Source organism: Caballeronia udeis (assembly GCF_001544555.2).
In the GTDB taxonomy this organism is placed as follows: domain Bacteria; phylum Pseudomonadota; class Gammaproteobacteria; order Burkholderiales; family Burkholderiaceae; genus Caballeronia; species Caballeronia udeis.
Genome location: NZ_FCOK02000021.1, coordinates 12,362 through 30,844, shown reverse-complemented (window position 1 = coordinate 30,844; position 18,483 = coordinate 12,362). Strand labels below are relative to the sequence as shown.

At 59.7% G+C, this 18,483-nt stretch carries 14 protein-coding genes and 1 pseudogene; 9 read left to right on the top strand and 6 right to left on the bottom strand.

Annotated elements, in window-relative coordinates:
- Positions 1–91: 91 nt before the first annotated feature.
- Positions 92–376: a hypothetical protein gene (locus AWB69_RS16780; protein ID WP_062086653.1), complete on the bottom strand. Its 285-nt coding sequence runs from the start codon at positions 374–376 to the stop codon at positions 92–94.
- A 144-nt stretch (positions 377–520) separates the two neighbouring features.
- Between AWB69_RS16780 and AWB69_RS47745 the strand changes: the two genes are divergently transcribed.
- Together AWB69_RS47745 and AWB69_RS48675 are read left to right on the top strand one after the other, a co-directional pair.
- Complete coding sequence (locus AWB69_RS47745) at positions 521–859, top strand: hypothetical protein (RefSeq protein WP_156528878.1); 339 nt, start codon at positions 521–523, stop codon at positions 857–859.
- Positions 860–1,216: 357 nt separating this feature from the next.
- Positions 1,217–1,297 (top strand): annotated as a pseudogene (locus AWB69_RS48675) (IS6 family transposase); the annotation flags it as partial.
- Between the two features lie 343 nt (positions 1,298–1,640).
- On the opposite strand, the gene AWB69_RS16770 reads toward AWB69_RS48675, so the two are convergent.
- Both AWB69_RS16770 and AWB69_RS16765 read right to left on the bottom strand, forming a co-directional pair.
- Entirely contained in the window at positions 1,641–3,035 is a 1,395-nt protein-coding gene (locus AWB69_RS16770; protein ID WP_062086649.1) for a heavy metal sensor histidine kinase, read from the bottom strand.
- Positions 3,032–3,703 (bottom strand): heavy metal response regulator transcription factor, encoded by a 672-nt coding sequence (locus AWB69_RS16765; protein ID WP_062086647.1) that lies wholly within the window; start codon positions 3,701–3,703, stop codon positions 3,032–3,034. The genes AWB69_RS16770 and AWB69_RS16765 overlap by 4 nt, the downstream gene beginning before the upstream one ends.
- 520 nt (positions 3,704–4,223) lie before the next feature.
- Between AWB69_RS16765 and AWB69_RS16760 the strand changes: the two genes are divergently transcribed.
- The 3 genes from AWB69_RS16760 to AWB69_RS16750 are packed head-to-tail and all read left to right on the top strand — an operon-like array spanning position 4,224 to position 10,110.
- Entirely contained in the window at positions 4,224–5,480 is a 1,257-nt protein-coding gene (locus AWB69_RS16760) for an efflux RND transporter periplasmic adaptor subunit (protein ID WP_062086645.1), read from the top strand.
- Positions 5,481–5,491: 11 nt separating this feature from the next.
- Complete coding sequence (locus tag AWB69_RS16755) at positions 5,492–8,596, top strand: efflux RND transporter permease subunit (protein ID WP_062086643.1); 3,105 nt, start codon at positions 5,492–5,494, stop codon at positions 8,594–8,596.
- A 20-nt stretch (positions 8,597–8,616) separates the two neighbouring features.
- Positions 8,617–10,110 carry an efflux transporter outer membrane subunit gene (locus AWB69_RS16750; RefSeq protein WP_062086641.1) on the top strand — a complete coding sequence of 498 codons (1,494 nt, stop codon included), beginning with the start codon at positions 8,617–8,619 and terminating at the stop codon, positions 10,108–10,110.
- Positions 10,111–11,150: 1,040 nt separating this feature from the next.
- On the opposite strand, the gene AWB69_RS45780 is transcribed toward AWB69_RS16750, so the two are convergent.
- The 3 genes from AWB69_RS45780 to AWB69_RS16740 all read right to left on the bottom strand — a co-directional run bounded on the left by AWB69_RS45780 (position 11,151) and on the right by AWB69_RS16740 (position 13,252).
- Entirely contained in the window at positions 11,151–11,369 is a 219-nt protein-coding gene (locus AWB69_RS45780; RefSeq protein ID WP_156528877.1) for a hypothetical protein, read from the bottom strand.
- A gap of 96 nt (positions 11,370–11,465) precedes the next feature.
- Positions 11,466–12,068, bottom strand: coding sequence for an ANTAR domain-containing response regulator (locus AWB69_RS16745; RefSeq protein ID WP_062086639.1), 603 nt, complete (start codon positions 12,066–12,068; stop codon positions 11,466–11,468).
- Positions 12,065–13,252, bottom strand: coding sequence for a transporter substrate-binding domain-containing protein (locus AWB69_RS16740; RefSeq protein WP_062086637.1), 1,188 nt, complete (start codon positions 13,250–13,252; stop codon positions 12,065–12,067). The genes AWB69_RS16745 and AWB69_RS16740 overlap by 4 nt, the downstream gene beginning before the upstream one ends.
- 402 nt (positions 13,253–13,654) lie before the next feature.
- Here AWB69_RS16740 and AWB69_RS16735 point away from each other — a divergent pair, with 402 nt between their 5' ends.
- The 4 genes from AWB69_RS16735 to urtD all read left to right on the top strand — a co-directional run bounded on the left by AWB69_RS16735 (position 13,655) and on the right by urtD (position 18,483).
- Positions 13,655–14,902: an urea ABC transporter substrate-binding protein gene (locus tag AWB69_RS16735; protein ID WP_062086635.1), complete on the top strand. Its 1,248-nt coding sequence runs from the start codon at positions 13,655–13,657 to the stop codon at positions 14,900–14,902.
- Positions 14,903–14,987: 85 nt separating this feature from the next.
- The gene (urtB, locus tag AWB69_RS16730) at positions 14,988–16,598 is read left to right on the top strand and encodes an urea ABC transporter permease subunit UrtB (protein ID WP_062086633.1); all 1,611 of its coding nucleotides are present in this window, start codon (positions 14,988–14,990) and stop codon (positions 16,596–16,598) included.
- Positions 16,595–17,731, top strand: a complete 1,137-nt coding sequence (gene urtC / locus AWB69_RS16725; RefSeq protein ID WP_062086631.1) for an urea ABC transporter permease subunit UrtC — start codon at positions 16,595–16,597, stop codon at positions 17,729–17,731. The genes urtB and urtC overlap by 4 nt, the downstream gene beginning before the upstream one ends.
- Positions 17,728–18,483, top strand: a complete 756-nt coding sequence (gene urtD, locus AWB69_RS16720) for an urea ABC transporter ATP-binding protein UrtD (protein WP_062086629.1) — start codon at positions 17,728–17,730, stop codon at positions 18,481–18,483. Before urtC ends, urtD begins: the two co-directional genes overlap by 4 nt.

Sequence of the window (18,483 nt, the reverse complement as noted above, 5' to 3'; positions counted from 1 at the left end):
GGCGACGTTTGGCCAAATTCAGTCCGGCGCCGAACTGCGCGGTCAGGGGACTAATGAACGATCGACCACGACAGAAATGTCCATCGTCGGCTCACCATGGCGAGCGCCTGCTGGTTATCCCGAAACGTAACAATCGTGCTTGAGCTTCGCTGACCGCATGGACCGGGGCGGATGAGAGCTGCCGCTCGTGCAGATCGAGAATTCGGGCGACAGGGCCACATTCTGCTGGCTCAATAAACCAAATGTCCTTGCTTGCGTTTCTGGCTGCATTGTCCAGAATGCGTTCTGCCTCAAGATAGAGTTCGCGATCAGCGGCTTCGAACCCCGCCTGCTGAAGATACCAGGCCAGATAAAGCGCTTTCGCGAGTTCGGCCAAAGTCGTCGTTCAAAACGATATCGGCGAGTGGGTTCGGCCTGCCACTGGAGACAAGTTCTACATTGACGAGACCACAAAATTCCCTTCAATCGTGTTCGAAATCGAAACTGACGTACCACCCCCTACCTGTGGAAATGGACCATCGTGTGGGAAGCACATGTAAGCGGCTTGCGTGAAAGCACAAAGCGTGGGAGAAATTTAAAGACGTTCTCTGAAGCAGGAAGCTTTTCGAGTAACGACAAGTCCTGGCAGGCTGATTTGGGCGGGAAGAGCCTTGATGGAAAACTATCGGTAGAGGTGACGGCGGGCGAAGGAAAATTTCGCCGTACCGTCTTCGTGCTCGGAAAGAACCCCGCGAAGGCGGACGTCGTTGCCTACCTAGCGACGCTTCCGAATTCGACCGGCTTCGACCAGGTGATTGACCATGGAGACCATCACACGCTGGAACGGCGGTGCCTATCACAGTTGGAATCCTCAAACTAACACTTGGGAGCGTACGCCGGAGATGCTCTGCGATCCGGCAACCGGTAACTACGTGAGCGCGAAGCCAGCCTGAACGGTGTAGCGCTGCGTAGAGGCTTAACGTTTTACACAGGATGGTACGTCGAAAGGTTGCGTTGGCAATCGAATGTGATGACAAGACAGGTTGGACCGGGACTCGCTAAACCTGAATGTGCATAAGAGCTACCAGCTCGTGAGGTCAATGAGGTGCGAGTCAGCGAATTTCATAGGGGCCCACTGCGTCCGTATTGGCTGCAGTAAGGCCGTATATACTGCCGCAGCCGATCCTGTACGTCAAAGCAGGCGAAATTGCTTCGCAAACGGGAGGCGTTCATAGATATGCACATGATTGTGAAAGGGCAGATGCAAAACAGCAGCGGTCGACCTCCCGCCGAGCAGTTTTACTCGTTAGCCAAATAAGCATTCCTTATTATATCGATATTTCTGTGCGCACCATTCTTATTGCGACAGAACCATTGAAATCAGGGTCGCGATCCTAAAGGATGACGAAGGATTGCATAGATAGGTTGCGGCAATGCGGGCGATGGGATGATTGGCACCACAACCACCCAACTGATATTGCGCAGAAGCCGCTGTGATAAATGCTGGAAAGGCCGGCGGAGATCAAGGCGCTCTTTCGCCACTCGCTTGTCCCGGTGCGCTCCCCGGGGTTTGTGCGACAAGATGCGGGCGGCCGCATTGCCGGGCCGCAGCAGATAGTCGTCGATTTGGAAGTGCTGTCCGTCGAAGCGCGTATCACGATTCAGGCGAGGCTTGGAAAATATAACGCAAAGGTCGTGTTGTCGCGTCGGCTCATGACGTCGACTTTGCCCCGATGCGATTCCATGATGGATTTCACAATCGCGAGGCCCAGGCCTGTGTTTTTTGCTGACCCCTGTCTCGATGCATTGACTCGATAAAACCGATCGAAGATCTTCTCGACGTGCTCAGGTGGTATAGGCTGGCCCTTGTTGGTGACCTCGACGACTACGTATCCTTCCGACTGGTACGTGCGCAGTTCGACGTCGGAGCCCACGGCGGCATGGTCGAGCGCATTCGACAGCAAGTTGCTGACTGCGCGCCGAAACATCAGCGGGTCTGCCAAGATCCTGGTGTTCCCATTGATGACGAAGTGGACGCCCGCTCCCTCGGCTATGCCTTGAAAATACGAGGTCAGTCTGGCGAGTTCAAATTGGCTGTCAACTTCGCTAAGCTTCAGGTGCTGCTTCGAATTGTCGGTCCGCGCGAGAAACAACATGTTCTCGATCATGCGCTGAAGGCGTTCGCACTCTTCAATATTGGACTCGATGAGAATTTCGTAGTCTTCGGTCGTCCGCGTGCGCGATAGCGTAACCTGCGACGAACTGATCACGTTCGCCAGCGGCGTTCGCATATCGTGCGCGAGATCGGACGAAAACTGGGAAAGCCGCATAAACGCCCGCTCCAGACGATCAAGCATGCGGTTGACCGATGTGGCAATCTCCTGCAGTTCGACCGGACCGGCGGCTATATCGAGCCGCTCGTTCAGGCGGTGCGCTTCGATGCTGGACGTCTGGCGGCCAATGGTCTTGACGGGCGCAAGGCCCTGACTCGCTATGGCATAACCCAGCGCGCCCATCAGGATCGCACCGGCTGCTATCGCGAGCCAGACGTCTTCCTGGTAGCTCTTGAGCAGCGAGTGCCGCTCGGTTGCTACATGCGCCAGCAAGATGCGAATGGCTTCCCCCGACGGCAAGGTTTCGTCTGCGTAGATGCAGCGAGAGGATCCGATGGAGGGGGGATTACATGAATACGCCGCGTGTTGATAGTGACGCCCCGGCCCGATAGAGTTCAACTCGCGAGCAGGCGTGATGGAATGCTGCACCAGCATATCGCCGCGCCTGTCGGAGAGGGCGAGAAATACGTCAGGATGCGACTGCAGAACTTCGTGGAACACGACGCTGTGTTGAACCAACGCTTGCGTTGAACCGAAGTCGCGAGCCTGCTGCAGGAACTGATCCAGTTTTTCAGTAATCTCCATGTCGTCGCGCCGTTGAAGTTCGAGCGCCAGAGCGTTGTACAAGAATCCGCCCACCAGCGCGAACGCCAGCAGGGCGACAATCGAAAACGCGACTGTCAGACGCTTGAGCAGCGAATAGGGCCTGGCCACGGCAGTCACGAGCGGTCCTCGAGGACATAACCCATGCCTCGGACGGTATGCAGCAATTTCTTCTCGAAGTTGTTGTCGATTTTCGCGCGCAGCCGCTTGACGGCCACATCGACTACATTCGTGTCGCTGTCGAAGTTCATATCCCAGATCTGTGAAGTCACGAACGTTCGTGTCAGTACCTCGCCCTGCCGCTCGGCAAGGAGTTGCAACAGAGCGAACTCCTGCGCGGTGAGATCGATGCGAGCGTTTGCGCGCCGGCTTCTTCGCCTAACCAGATCGACTTCGAGATCCCCTACGGTCAGGACATCGCGCGTTGCACGCGGCGCCCGGCGAATGAGCGAGCGAATCCGCGCGAGAAATTCGACGTAAGCAAAAGGCTTGGACAGGTAATCGTCTGTGCCCAATTCAAAGCCGGCGACTTTATCTTCAACCGTGTCTCGTGCGGTGAGCAATAGCACCGGCGTGTTCTTCTCCATCCGCAAGCGCTTGAGCACCTCAAGCCCGCTCAGTTCCGGAAGCATCACGTCGAGCACGATCAGATCGAACTCTTCATGCAGTGCGAGGAAGAGGCCGTCTTTCCCGTCAGCGGCAGTATCGACAGTGAAGCTTGCTTCCATCAGCCCTTTTCGAAGATAGGACGACATCTTCGGCTCGTCCTCGATAATCAGTATCCGCATTAGACGTTTAATTTGATGATGGGAAGCCGGTGGGATCAACCCGTAAGCGACCGCAGTTTAGCTTGGCAAAAGGGCGCAAAAAATGGCGACAAAATTACATTTTTGTCATGTAATCGCGCGCGACAAAACAGTCGTCCGGCCGGCACGTTTCCGTCATGGGCCAGCCGATAGGCTACAGAGTCGGATCGTATCAGTTGCGCATCGCATCGTCTTTTTAGGAACTTTTTTCCGAGTGGGCGGAGCTGAAGGCGGCTTTATGCGCAGGTGCAAGAACCGGCTTGGCTGATGACCGGAATGTCATTTTGTCGCCACGCCACGTTCAGGGGTGCGATCCAACAATCGAAGCATTCAAAGGTCGACCGCAACGACTTTCGTTCAGACCTTCAGCATCGTTAATCGATGGATCACAGAAAATGCAAAACATTCAGGCGGCAGCCATGTGCATGTTCGTTAGTCCAACCGTGGTGGGCGAGGCAGTGAGTCCCACCATGCCGCGGCGGATACCATTCGGAGCTGCATCATGCTGATCCGCAAGCGGTTCTATATATCGATCGGCGCGGCAGGCTTTGCTATTCTGGGCAGTCTCGCCGTTCATCATGCGCAGTCCTCGCCAGCGCCGAATCCGGCACCGGCCGCTGCCACCGAGGCAGCGCCAGCGGTGCCAAATGCAGTGGACGTTTCGCGCGAGGCGCTGGGCAATATGAAATTGCACTTTGCCACAGCCGAGCTCCGGCCTCTGGTGCGCACGACGCAGGTCACGGGCGTGGTCGGCTTCAACGCGAAGCGTCTGGTTCAAGTCAGTTCTCCTTCACGTGGACGTATCGAAACAATCGACGTGGTCGTCGGACAGCACGTGCAGGCGGGTCAACGGCTCGCTATCCTGGACGACTTCGATCTCAGCGACGTGCGCAGCCAGGAGGCCGGTGCGCAGGCCGCGGTCGCCGATGCGGCGGCTGCGGCCACCACAGCCGAGATAGCGTTGTCACGCGGCACCGAACTGCTCGGCATTGGGGCAATGGCCCAGAGCGAACTCGAACGTCGCCGCGCAGCGGTGGCGAGCGCGCAGGCCACGTTACGCTCGCGCCAGGCGGAGCTGCAAAAATGGCAGGGGATGAGGCAAAGGCTCCAGCCGACCGGATCGATCGAGAGGAGCGGCGAAAGCAGCGCCGTTACTCAACTCAGTCCTCGCGATTCGCTGGGCGCAGTCGTTGCCCCCTTTGATGGTGTCATCAATACGGTGGGCGCCGCACCCGGGGATATCGTGGACACGTCCCTGCAGATCTTCACGGTCGCGGACCTCTCGACGGTTTGGGTGCAAGCCAACGTCCCCGAGCGCGAACTAGGCGAAATAAAGGAGGGCGATGCGGTCACCGTCACCGTGGATGCATATCCCGGCAAGCAGTTTGCGGGGCATGTCGCCTACATTGCCGATCAGGTCGACCCCAACACCGGCACCGTTACCGTACGAGCCGACGTGCCGAACACCGATGGTGCGCTGCGCGCCAACATGTTCGCGACGACAAACATTGCCTCGCCGCTTGGCCGCAACGCCGTGCTGGTACCCGATGAAGCCCTGCAGGATGTGGACGGTAAAACCGCGGTCTTCGTTCCATCCGGTGCTGGCCATTTCACGAAGCAGTTCGTTCGCACGGGCATGAGCAGCGACGGTTTTACCGAAGTTGTCGATGGCTTGGCGGCCGGCACTCGGATCGTGACCGGCGGAAGCTATTGGCTAAAAGCCGATTTTCTTCAGAACGCCATTCCGGACGAAGGCTGAGAGACCACTCCATGATTACGAAAATAGTTGACTCGGCGCTGCGGAACCGCGCCGTGGTGCTGATGCTGGTCCTGCTGCTCGTTGGTATCGGTTTCATGAGCGCGAACCGTTTGCCCTTCGATGCCGACCCCGACATCTCCCCGCTTCAGGTGCTCGTTACCACACAAGCTGCGGGGCTCGCGCCACTCGATGTCGAGCGCGACATCACCGCGCCGATCGAACTTGCATTGCAGGGTCTGCCGGGCATGCAAGGCCTGCGCTCCATCTCGCGATACGGCGTGTCTGTGCTTTACGTGCGCTTCGCGGATGGCGGGGACATGTACCTCGATCGCAACCTCGTGACCGAACGCCTGCGCGATGTGCAGTTGCCGCCGGGCACCAGTCCGCCGCAGTTAGGTCCTCTCTCCGATGGCCTGAGCGAGATCTACCAGTTCCAGGTGCGAGGCAAGGGACAGTCGCTGATGGACTTGCGCACCATTCTGGATTGGCAGGTCGCTCCACGTCTGCGCCAGGTGCCTGGCGTGGTGGATGTCAACGTCAATGGCGGCGAACTGAAGACTTACGAAGTGCAAGTCTCGGACGATGCGCTGACGCGCTACGGTCTCTCCATCAGCGACGTGTTCAACGCCGTGCAGATGAACAATGGCGCAACCGGGGGCGCCACGATCGAACACAACGGCGGCGAGGCGATCATCCGCGGCGAGGGGTTGCTGCAAACCCGCGCGGACATCGGCAGCATCGTGTTGCGCACGCGCAGTAGCGGAGCGCCTCTGTACGTACGCGACATCGCGAAGATTGTAGAAGCGCCAATGCCGCGCCTCGGCGGCGTGACGCGTGACGGCAAAGGCGAAGCTGTCGTCGGCGTGGTGTTGATGACGCTGGGCCAGAACACGCGGGTGGTCGCGCAGAATGTCGAGTCGTCGATCAAGCAAATCCAGCGGTCCCTCCCACCTGGCGTCGAGATCGCTCCCTACTACAACCGCGCGGATCTCATGGACCGCGTGCTGCATACCATTGCCCACAATCTGGGCGAGGGCGCGATTCTCGTCATGGTCGTGCTGTTCTTGCTCCTCGGTAATATTCGCGCCGGGCTGATCGTGGCGCTCGCGATCCCGCTCTCCATGCTGGCCGCGATAACGGCGATGTACTACGCCGGTATGTCCGGCAACCTGATGAGCCTGGGCGCGATCGACTTCGGGCTGCTGGTCGACGGTGCGGTCGTCCTGATCGAAAACGTGGTGCGCAGGCGTGCGGAAATGCCGGATCGTCCGGTCGAGCAAGTGGTTCGCGAGGCGGCGCAAGAGGTGGCGCGGCCGGTCACCTACGCCGTCGTGATCATCACTGCCGTGTACCTGCCCATCCTCAGCTTACAAGGGGTTGAGGGTAAGATGTTCAAGCCAATGGCAATGACCGTGATCTTCGCGCTCGTTGCATCCCTCGCGCTGACCCTTACGCTCATGCCGGTGCTCGCGAGCTTTCTGCTGCGGCATCGGGTGTCGGAACATGACAGCGGCGTTATTCAGTGGGCCCGCCGGGCCTACCGGCCGGCACTGACGCGAACCGCACGCTATCCCGCCATTACCATGGGGCTGGCCGTGCTTCTGCTATTGAGCGCCTGCGTCGCCGGCTCGCGTCTTGGCGCGGAGTTCCTCCCACGCCTGGACGAAGGCGCCCTGACTGTCACCACGACCAAACTGCCCGGCATCTCCTTAGCGTCGGCAATCCAGACGCAGACGATGATCGAGCGCACACTGATGCGCTTTCCAGAGGTCCAGTCCGCCGTCACGCTGGGCGGAACCTCGGAGATTCCTACCGACCCGATGGGCGTCGAGCAGAGCGATACCTTCATCATGCTAAAGCCTGCCGCGCAGTGGCGGACCGCGCAATCCCAGGAGGGGCTGATCAGCGCCTATTCCGCAGCTCTGAACCGCGACGTTCCGGGCCTGCAACTGAGTTGGGCGCAGCCTATCGAGATGCGCATGGACGACATGCTGCAAGGCGTACAGGCAGATCTTGCCGTGCGGATTCACGGCAACGACCTCAACGTGCTGCACGATACCGCCGAGCGCGTTGCCGCCATTCTCGCGCGGGTGCCGGGCGCCGCCGACGTGGAAGCAGAACAGACGATCGGACAGCCGTATTTGCGCGTCATCGTCAACCGCGAAGCCGTAGCGCGTTATGGACTGAATGCCAGTCAGGTGCTCGACCTCGTGCAATCGTTGGGCGGCCGCACCGTGGGCACGATAGTCGATGGAGACGGCCGGTTCGATATCCGGGTTCACCTCCAGCCACACGACCGGGACAGTGTCGCGAGGATCGGCGATCTCCGCGTGAGCGACGGCGCCGGCCGCGCCGTGCCACTCAGCGAAATCGCCGACATACGCATGGAGCCAGGTCCCTCGGCGATTGCGCGCGAACAGGGCCAGCGCGTCATCACGGTCCAGGCCAATGTGCGCGGCCGCGATCTTGCCGGCTTTGTGGCGGCTGCCCAAGAGGCAGTATCGTCTCAGGCGCATTTGCCGCCGGGATACTCCGTCTCGTGGGCCGGAAGTTTCCAGAATCTTCAGGAGGCCATGTCGCGGCTCACCATCGTCGTTCCGATAGCGCTCGCGCTGATATTCGCTCTTCTGTTCCTGATGTTCAAGAGCATGCGGCTTGCGGCCCTTATTTTCTTCAACGTGCCGTTTGCGTCGATAGGCGGAATCTTCGCGCTTTGGATGCGCGGCCTGCCGTTCAGTATCTCCGCTGCAGTCGGCTTCATCGCATTGTTCGGTATCGCGGTGTTGAACGGTGTGGTGATGGTGAGTTACATCGAAGAGAAGCGCGCAGCCGGCCTTGATCCTGTGGAAGCGGCCATGCAAGCAGCAATGACGCGGCTTCGTCCGGTGCTGATGACCGCGACTGTCGCGAGCCTGGGTTTCCTGCCCATGGCGCTTTCAACGAGTTCAGGCGCCGAAGTTCAGCGGCCGCTTGCTACGGTCGTGATCGGCGGCCTGGTCTCGGCCACGCTGCTGACGCTGTTGTTCCTGCCCGCTGTGTATCCCTGGTTCATCGGCAAGCGATGGGAATCGAGGGCGTTGGTCGAGCCCGCGTCGCGGCCGCAACTCGCAGAATAAGAAAGGTAGGTTTCCCAGTCATGGCTTCAAAACGCTCATCAAGCCTGTTCGCGACACTGCTGCTCGCGGGTTGTGCCGTTGGACCAAACTTCAAGCAGCCGTCTGCGCCGGCCGGTGCCGGATACACGCCGGAGCCACTGGCGCCGGCCACGGTGTCAGCGCCGGGTGCACTTGGACACGCGCAGAAATTCGTTCAAGGCAAGGATATTTCCAGTCGATGGTGGGAGCTGTTCCGGTCACCGCCTTTGAATGATCTCGTGGACCGGGCGCTCAAGGCCAATCCCACAATAGCGGCGGCGCAGGCGTCGCTCAAGGTCGCCCAGGAAAATATGCTGGCGCAGGGCGGGTCGCTGTTTCCGAGCGTCAGCCTGGACACCTCCGCCAGCAAGAACGAGACGTCAACCGCGAGCCTCGCACCGGTTGCCGCAAATGGCAAGCCGATCTATTCGCTCTATACGGCCGGCCTTAGCGTTTCATATTCACTCGATGCGTTCGGCCTTAACCGCAGGACGATCGAGTCCTATGCGGCGCAGGCCGACAATCAGCGCTTCGAACTCGAGGCGGCGTACCTGACGCTGAGCACTAACGTCGTGCTCGCTGCCGTCCAGGAGGCTGGATTACGCGGCCAGATCGAGGCTCAAGAGGAGACGATCAAGGCCGACACGAAACTCCGGGACATCCTCCAGCGCGAATATGCGTTGGGGGAGATCGCCCGATCGGACGTCATTCAGCAAGACGCCGTCCTGGCCCAGGCGCAGCAACTGCTGCCACCTCTGCAGAAACAGCTGGCGCTCCAGCGCAACGCGCTCATTGCGTTGGTAGGCGGCCTGCCGAATCAGGATGTCGTCGCAAATTTCGATCTTTCCTCATTGCATCTGCCTGAGGACCTTCCGGTGAGTATTGCCTCGAACCTGGTCGTTCAGCGCCCCGACATCCTCGCCGCGGCGGCGACGTTGCATGCGGCTAGCGCGCAGGTCGGCGTCGCGATTGCCGACCGGTTGCCGCAGCTTTCATTGACGGCGACGTTAGGCACGTCGCCAAATGCAATAGCAAGTGCATTCTCGCCGTACAACCAGTTCTTCACAGTGGTCGGGAAGTTGTCGCAACCGATCTTTCAGGGCGGAATGCTGCTGCATCGTCAGCGAGCGGCACAGGCCGCATTCGACCAGGCTGCGGCGCAATACCGGGTGACGGTAATCGGCGCCTATCAGAACGTGGCCGATGTCTTGAGGGCCTTGCAGTACGACGCCAACACACTGCAAGCCGCCGTCACCTCCGAGCAGGCGGCTTCCCGAAGTCTGAAACTGGCACGCTGTGAACAACAACTCGGGTCGATATCCTATCTGTATGTCTTGAATGCAGAGCAGACCTATCAAGCAGCCCGGCTTGCGCTGGTACAGGCGCAGGCTGCACGCCTGTCCGACACGGCGGCGCTGTTTCAGGCGTTGGGCGGGGGCTGGTGGAATCGTCCTCAAGCGGACCCGCGAGGTAGTGCACAGATAGCGAGCAAGTGATTTTTCGTCCGGCTGCCTCGGCGGCCGCAACAAAACCGCTTACAAACTTTAGTTGATTCGTTTTCCTGAATAATTCATCAAGAGAGTAGAGGCGTCCCTGAACTGACGCTCCGATTTTCGACCTGACACCGCTGGACTCTTACGCAGTGGCGAGCGCTCGTCGGCGCCACCAGCGCAGGCATCGTTCCATCTGCGACGAGTGCGTTTCAGATTACGGAAACGTCATTTACGCGTCACGTCACGTCCGGGTGCGCGATCCAATAATAGAAACCGTACGAGATCAACATGCAGTCCGTTTTCTCTTTGTTTAAGCGGATTTTAGAAGATCAAGTTTTCCGCGCAGTTTGACACTACGACGCTTCAAACATCAGCATTTCATGACCACTGCCGAAACCGACTTCTCGTAAATCATCTTGGATAACTGAATCAATCCCATTGCTGTGGCCGCCTCATTGGTCTTCCACGGAAGACAACGCTGTAACCGGTCGACGCATCACCTCAAAGGTCAATTCATGGCGACAATATCTTCTACGCTGTGCCGTCTTATCGTCACTTTGGTTTTATTCGGGGCGGTGGCAGGGTGCGCCGCCCCAACGACGGGAACAAGCTTATATGCATCGCGTTTGAGCGAAGCACCGAGGCTTCCGCCTAGTTATCCCTGTCAGAACATGCATGTGAAAACGTTGAACTGTCCTTCAAGATAAGTGGGCCCGCGGTAGCGAGAGTTTGTTTCGTTCGCACTCGAGAATACACGGCGGTGCTGCCGGCGCGCGGAAGGGCATCGATCTCAGCGCTTACATCGCACTGCTGTCCCGTATGCAGAGCGCTTTCTACAAACGATACGAGGCCTTCCCGCTGACTAAAGGGCAACAGGTTCGCCAGGTCGGTCGTTTAAGCCTGAACGATGCGGCAAAGGGGCACGTGGAAGCACGGTGAATCGTTGGTGTTTCTAAAAACTAAGTGTTTTCTGGCCGTCCCGTTTTGACCGTTTCAACCGCGCTCACGGCAGCTATCAGCTGTTCAGCCGTGGCAGTCGCCTATCAACAGGCCTGCTCTGAGCAATTCTTTTTTTTCGCTTCAACACCATTCTCAGCGCATTTCAGTTTCACGGTGTCACGCCAGGACCCAGCATCTTCAGTAGAGCCAATGCCGCTGTTCGCTCCAGTGATGAGAACTCGCTTGCCGATCTGCGGCGGAACATCGGTTATGGTCCACTGTTTGTTCATATTGCACAGGCTCAGCATAGTAGCAGTCAACATCGAGACTACCATTGGTAAGTCTGGGGCGTCGCTATCGACCAGGCAGCGGTTCCCGGCGAGGTTCTATTACAAACATCCGGTCGGCAAGAGCCGGCGTTAGAAACTCAGGGTTTCGTGTGCCTTGACGATGTCGCCGGCCACCGTCTCGATTTGTTCGCGTTTGAGCATGGCCTGTGAGCGCAGCAGCTGATATGCATCTTCTTCAGACATGCCGCGCGAGTCCATTACAATCCGCGTGGCCTGCTGGATCACCCGAACCTTCGCCTGCTTCTGCTCGAGCCGTTCGATGTATCGCTCACGTGCGCGGGATGCCTTGAATTGCGTGAGCGCGACCGCGATGGCTGTCAATAACCCAAACGAGCGGACCGGCGACGGGATCGTCGCGAACGCATTCAACCTCAGCACCGCTTCGATGGTGATCGGATTTTCGTAAGTCACGACCGGAATCACCGGCGGCGAAGTACTGGTTCCGAGCCACGGATAATCGACTGACAGCGTCTCAGGACGCATCGCCATGACAACGAGGCCGGTGTCGGAAGGCAGGCTGTCGAGGCGCGGCCAGCATACCTGCACGTCACAGCCAATGCGCTGAAGCTGCGCGAGCAACTCTTCGCCATCCTGATCCTGCGGATGAATCACAATGACTTTTAGCGAACGCAGGTCGCGCAGGATCGCCGGCGTCTGCGCGGTCCTCGTCATCGATCCGCTCCCGTGCGTGCGAGTTCAGGATGCGCGTGCGCGGTCCACGCTGGCGTGCTGTGAGAGACGACGTAGGGATCCGCCTTCACGCGTTCAGGCGCGCGCCCGATGATATCGAAGCGGCCATGCGCGTCGACCCGGCCGATCAACGGACGCAGGTAGGTGTGGTTATTGTGCTCGTCGATACGCACGCGGCCTTGCGGCGCGTCGAATTCGAGTCCGGGCAACACGCGCAGCAACAGCGCCGGGTCGTCGGAGCCGACGCGGCGGATTGCATCCGCGAGCAGATACATCTGGAAATAGGAGGCTTCCCAGCACATGTTGGTCGGCTGATCGTCGCCGAAGCGGGCCTGATAGCGGGCGACGGCGCCGAGGTTCGCGGCTGTATCCACACTCTGGAAGTACGCGGCCGAGGTGATGTGTCCTTGTGCGAGGTCGTTTCCCATTACCGCAATTTCGGCTTCACTGGTCATGTGGCTGGCGATAGGCGTGCGGTACGGATCGAGCCCGACCTGCGCAAACGCACGGTACAGATATGGAATGCCTTCGCCCACGACCGTGGAGAAAATGAAGTCGGGTGCGAGCTGCTTGATCCGCTTTGCGACATCCAGATAACTCTCCCACGGCGCATCGAGCGACAGGTAGGTTTCGTCCACCTTTTCTCCGCCGCGTTCGAGGATCAGATCGCTCATCACGCGATTCGACTCGTAGGGGCACACATAATCTGAACCGATCATGCTCACGCGTGAGCCGAACTGCGTGAGCATGAAACCGGCGAGCGGCAGCGTGTTCTGATTCGGCGCCGCACCGGTGTAGATCACATTGCGGCTGTATTCGAAGCCTTCATACGGTGTTGCATAGAAGAGCAGCGCATTGTGCCGTTCGACGATCGGAATGACCGCCTTGCGCGTGCTGGACATGTAGCAGCCGACGATGACCCGAACCCGGTGTTCGAGAATCAGTTGTTCGGCGAGGTCGGCATAACGCCGAGGCTGGCATTGCGGATCGAGACAGACGAGTTCGATCTCGCGGCCGGACACGCCGCCTGCGCGATTGATCTCCTCCATCGCAAGCATGGTGGCTTGCAGTTGAGTGAGCTCCGCGGCTGAGGTCACACCTGAGCGTGAGTAGAGCACGCCAATTCTGATTGGGTCCGAGGTACGGCCGGCATCAATACGGGTCATTCGTCAAAACCGATGGTCGCTACGTTTGGGAAGTACGCTGTTTGTGCGTGTGGCACGCGGCTGGTGCGCACGCGCACTGTCTTTGTGCGGCACCGGGCCAGTTAGCTGCGCAGACTGCTTTATTTATGATGCCTTCCGCTTTGGCCGGAACGCAACTGATCAATTCGCATCCGCTTCACAAAAGGTTTTTGCGGTACGCATCCTGACCGGCTGCAAAAACTGGCATAGCCATTGCTTATAGAGTCACGCTGATCCGCCGTGCATAACGGGGAACCACAGCACCCATTCGCTGTTCGAGACAAAGGGGTCTTGAGCGGCACCGGCCAAAAAAGCCCGAAACCAGCTCGTCTGGTTTCGGGCTTTTTGCGTTTGCGATTTCTAATCCATGTCGGAGTGAAGCAAATGAAAAGACGTACCTTCCTGTCGGCAGTCGGCTCCGGGTTGGTGACCGCTGCGGGCACTGCGCTACCTAAGGCCGCGTTTGCCGCGGGAGCCAGCGATCCGATCAAGCTCGGCCTTCTGTTTTCGCAATCGGGCACGATGGCCAACGGCGAGTCGCTGCTAAAAGATACGGCGCTGATGACGATCGATCAGATCAACGCCAAGGGCGGCGTGCTCGGGCGCAAGCTTCAGGGCGTCGTCGTCGATCCGGCGTCGGATTGGCCCATGTATGCGCAGCTCTCGAAGCAACTGATCCTGCGCGACCAATGCGCGGCGCTGTTCGGCTGCTGGACGTCGGTGTCGCGCAAATCGGTGTTGCCGGTGGTCGAGTCGCAGGACAGTCTGCTGTTTTATCCGCTTCACTTCGAAGGCGAAGAGCAGTCGAAGAACGTCGTCTATCTGAACTCGCCGCCGAGCAGCTCAGTGCTCCCGGCGATCGATTACCTGATGAGCGATCAGGGCGGCGCCGCCAAGCGCTTCTATATGATCGGCAGCGACTACGTCTGGCCACGCACGATCAACAAGATGCTCAAGGGCTATCTGAAGACCAAGAACATTCCAGACTCGGCATGGCGTGAACACTACGTTCCATTCGGGCAGTCGAACTTCCAGACCATCGTGCGCGACATCAAGGACTTCGCCGCGCAACCGGGCGGCCAGGCCATCGTCGTGATGACGGTGGTCGGCGATTCGATTCCGGCGATGTTCAAGGAAGCGATCAATCAGGGCGTGCGCGCAACCGATATTCCGATCCTTGGCCTGGACGTGGTCGACAGCGATCTGGAAGGTCTCGATACGAAGCCGCTGGTCGGCCACCTCAGTTGCTGGTGCTACTTCCAGAACGTCGATACGCCGCAGAACCGCCAGTTCAAGAGCGACTGGAAGAACTACGTGAGCGCGCATAACCTGAAGCATCGGCCGGACATGGTGATCGACCCGATGGTGTCGACCTACCTCGGCATCAATCTATGGGCGCAAGCTGCCGCGAAAGCGCGCTCCACCAGCGCGGACGCGGTGCGCAAAGCGCTCGCGGGTGAGTCGATGGTCGATCCGGCTGGTTACACGGTGAAGATGGATGCTTCCACGCAGTACTTGTGGCGTGGCGACATGATCGGCTCGATCAACGCGACCCAGGGCTTCGACATTTTGTGGAAGTCGAAAGACATCGAGAAGCCCGTGCCATTCAGCCCGTTCATCGGCAAGGCTTGACAGTCCCTGTCGCATAGTCAGGCAGTTGTGGGATCGGCATACGCAAGCATGCCGGTCCCCCTAGCAGGATCGAATGGAAACACCCATGATCAATTTCAGGCAGATCTTTCGCGCGATCGCTTGTCTGGCGCTTGTTTGGGCCACTACCGCGAGCGCGGCGCCGGGCCGCGCTGTGATGCTCACGTCGTTCTGCGCGACGAACGGCGATAAGGCCGCTGCACTAGAGCAACTTGTCGAAACCGGCGTGTCGGACGATACGCATGAGCGTGCGTGGGCGCGTCAGGTCGTCGATGCGATTCGCAACGGCGCGCTGGTGTGCGGCGCGGACGGTCAGGTGACGCTGCAGGGAAACCCTGCGCTCGACGCCGCAACCCTCCAGCCGCGCGCTAATGCGCCGGCGGATTCGCCCTATGTGCCGAGCATCGTGATGATGCGCAAGCTCGCGGTGGCGTCGGCGGAAATGGACCTGTTCTCGCCGCAGCAGGACACCCGCGCGACGGCCGCGCACCAGGTCGACAAGTTCTTTGCATTGCTCGATCCCGCTGTCGTCGCCCGTGCGGTCAAGGCGCAGCACGACCCGAATATCGCGACCGTTCTCACGCTGGCTCTGGCTAAACGCGGGCTGAACAGCAATGTGAAGGCCGACCGCCTGGCGGCGATCAAGGCTGTGGCCGAGGTGCCGAGCGAAACCGCGCGGACCGCGCTGGCGAACTTTGCGGCGGAGGACTCCGTGCGCTCGGATCCCGACGTACTGGCTGCAGTGCAGGGCGCGATTCGCCACATGGACACGTGGTTGTCGCTCGGCAAGGGCTTGTCGATTCTGTTTAGCGGCTTGAGCTATGCCGGCGTGTTGTTGCTGACAGCGCTCGGCCTGTCGATCGTGTTCGGCCTGATGGGCGTGATCAATCTCGCGCATGGCGAATTCATCATGATCGGCGCGTACGCGACGTATCTCGTCGAACGTTTCATGCAGGCGCATCTGCCGGGCTTGTTCGACGCCTACATTTTCGTTGCGATTCCCGTGGCGTTCGTGATTTGTGCCGCGTGCGGCATGTTGCTCGAATTCTTCGTCATCCGGTTTCTGTATCGCCGGCCGCTGGAGACGCTGCTCGCCACCTGGGCGGTCAGCATTGCGTTGATCAAGCTGATTCAGGTGCTGTTCGGCTCGCAGAACGTCGAGTTCATCACCCCCGGCTTTCTCAACGGCGGCATGCAGGTTGCGCCCGGCTTTTTCGTGACCTACAACCGCGTGTTTGCAATCGTGCTCGCCGTGTTGATCTTCCTCGCGACCTTCGCCGTGGTTCGCTTCACGAAGCTTGGTTTGCTGATGCGCGCCACCACGCAGCTACGTGACATGGCGCGCTGCCTCGGCGTGCCCGCCGAGCGCGTTGATCGCATCGCGTTCGGCCTGGGTGCGGGCCTCGCGGGACTGGCCGGCGTGGTGTTGACGCAGATTGCCAGCGTTAATCCGTCGATGGGCACGGGCTTCGTCGTCGACTCGTTCATGGTGGTGGTGCTCGGCGGTGCGGGCAGTCTCGCGGGGACAGTCGTGTCGTCGCTCGCGCTCGGCGAAATCAACCAGTTTATCGAACCGTTCTACGGAGCAGTTGCCGCCAAGGTGGCCGTGCTTCTGCTCATCGTGCTGATTATCCAGAAGCGCCCGCAAGGACTCTTTGCATTGAAGACCCGCGTATGAACACGTTTCCCGATCCGCGTACCAGCAGGAGACTCACCTTGTCGGCATTCGCAACGAAATGGATGGGCCAGTCCGTGGAGGTCGGCATCGTCCCGGCGCTGGTCCTGGTGGCGCTCTATCTGCCCTTTGCCTATTTTGTTATTCCGGAGTCGAATGCGCTGCATCTGTCGCTGTTCGGCATCAACCTGATCGGACAGATCATGTGTTTCGCGCTGCTCGCGCTGGCGCTCGATCTGGTCTGGGGCTATGCGGGCATTCTTAGCCTCGGGCACGGCATCTTCTTCGGCATAGGCGGCTATATGATGGCCATCTATCTGCTGAACGGCGCCTACGCCGAAACGCACGTATTGCCGGACTTCATGCAATACATGGGCGCGAGCGACTTTCCCGCCGTATGGAAGATGCTCTCGCGGCTGGATGTGACGATCTTCGCCACGATCGTCGTCACCGTGCTGGTCGCGGGCGCGTTCGGCTTTGTCACGTTCCGCTCGCGCATCAACGGCGTGTACCTGTCGATCATCACGCAGGCGCTCACGTATGCGCTGATGCTGCTGTTGTTCATCAACGACGTGGGCCTCGGCGGCAACAACGGCATGACCGGCTTCACGAGCCTCGCGGGCCGCAAGCTTGCCGATACGTCCACGCAGATCGGCCTCGCGGTGTGTTCGTGCCTGGTGCTGGTGGTGGCCTATGTCGGCGTGCGCTTTCTCGCGCGCTCCAGTTTTGGCAGGGCCCTAATCGCGGTGCGCGACGACGAAGCACGGATGCGCTTTCTTGGCTACCGCACGCATACGCTGAAGCTCTTCGCGTGGTGTCTCTCGGCGGTCCTCGCGGCGTTTGCCGGGATGCTGTACGTGCCGCAGGTCGGCATCGTCAACCCGACTATCGTTTCGCCGCAACTGTCCGTCGAGATTGCCGTGTGGGTGGCCATCGGTGGGCGCGGCACCCTGATCGGCGCAATCGTCGGCGCGATCGTGGTCAACGGACTCAAGTTCTGGCTGACCGCGCAACTGCCGGAGGTGTGGCCGTTCATTCTTGCCGGCGTAACGCTCGTGATCGTTGTCTATTTCAGCAACGGCGTGTGGGGCACGCTCAAGGCCGCCGGCAGCGAAAGCAAGGGGGGAGGCCGATGAACCAGCCACAACCGGCCACCGCCATCTACATCAGCGGCCTGTCTGTCAGGTTTTCCGGCTTCGCGGCGATCACCAATCTGTCGATGGAGTTTCGATACGGCGAGATTCGCGCCATCATCGGTCCGAACGGTGCGGGCAAGACGACCTTGATGGATGTCATTACGGGAAAGACCCGGCCGGCAGAGGGCGAGGTCTTTCTGAACAAGGTCACGAACCTCGCGACGCTCGATGAAACGTCCATCGCGCGCCTGGGCATCGGCCGAAAATTCCAGAAGCCGAGCGTGTTCGAAGCGCTGCGGGTCAGCGAAAACCTCGAACTGGCGATTCGCAACGGCCGCGGCTATGCGGACATGGTTCGCTCGCGCCTCGGCGCACAGCAGAACCGGCGCATCGACGAAGTGCTCGAGACGATCGGTCTCGAGGACGAAGGGCATCGGATGGCCGGCACGCTGTCGCACGGCCAGAAGCAGTGGCTCGAAATCGGCATGCTGCTTGTCGCCGATCCACAAGTGATCCTGCTCGACGAACCGGTTGCCGGCATGACCGACCACGAAACCGCGCGCACAGCCGAACTGATCACGCGGCTCAAGTCGCCCGAGCGGGCGGTGGTGGTGATCGAACACGATATGGATTTTGTCGGCAAGATCGCGGACCTCGTCAGCGTGCTGCATGAAGGGCAGCTGCTGGGCGAGGGATCGATGGAAAGCGTGCGCAACGATCCACGCGTGATTCAGGTTTATCTCGGACGGTGA

Bases quoted from the DNA above. Each gene is read 5' to 3' on its own strand.
- AWB69_RS16765 (WP_062086647.1), bottom strand. From the start codon at position 3,703: ATGCGGATACTGATTATCGAGGACGAGCCGAAGATGTCGTCCTATCTT.
- AWB69_RS16760 (WP_062086645.1), top strand. From the start codon at position 4,224: ATGCTGATCCGCAAGCGGTTCTATATATCGATCGGCGCGGCAGGCTTT.
- AWB69_RS16755 (WP_062086643.1), top strand. From the start codon at position 5,492: ATGATTACGAAAATAGTTGACTCGGCGCTGCGGAACCGCGCCGTGGTG.
- AWB69_RS16750 (WP_062086641.1), top strand. From the start codon at position 8,617: ATGGCTTCAAAACGCTCATCAAGCCTGTTCGCGACACTGCTGCTCGCG.
- AWB69_RS45780 (WP_156528877.1), bottom strand. From the start codon at position 11,369: ATGTTGACTGCTACTATGCTGAGCCTGTGCAATATGAACAAACAGTGG.
- AWB69_RS16745 (WP_062086639.1), bottom strand. From the start codon at position 12,068: ATGACGAGGACCGCGCAGACGCCGGCGATCCTGCGCGACCTGCGTTCG.
- AWB69_RS16740 (WP_062086637.1), bottom strand. From the start codon at position 13,252: ATGACCCGTATTGATGCCGGCCGTACCTCGGACCCAATCAGAATTGGC.
- AWB69_RS16735 (WP_062086635.1), top strand. From the start codon at position 13,655: ATGAAAAGACGTACCTTCCTGTCGGCAGTCGGCTCCGGGTTGGTGACC.
- urtB (WP_062086633.1), top strand. From the start codon at position 14,988: ATGATCAATTTCAGGCAGATCTTTCGCGCGATCGCTTGTCTGGCGCTT.
- urtC (WP_062086631.1), top strand. From the start codon at position 16,595: ATGAACACGTTTCCCGATCCGCGTACCAGCAGGAGACTCACCTTGTCG.
- urtD (WP_062086629.1), top strand. From the start codon at position 17,728: ATGAACCAGCCACAACCGGCCACCGCCATCTACATCAGCGGCCTGTCT.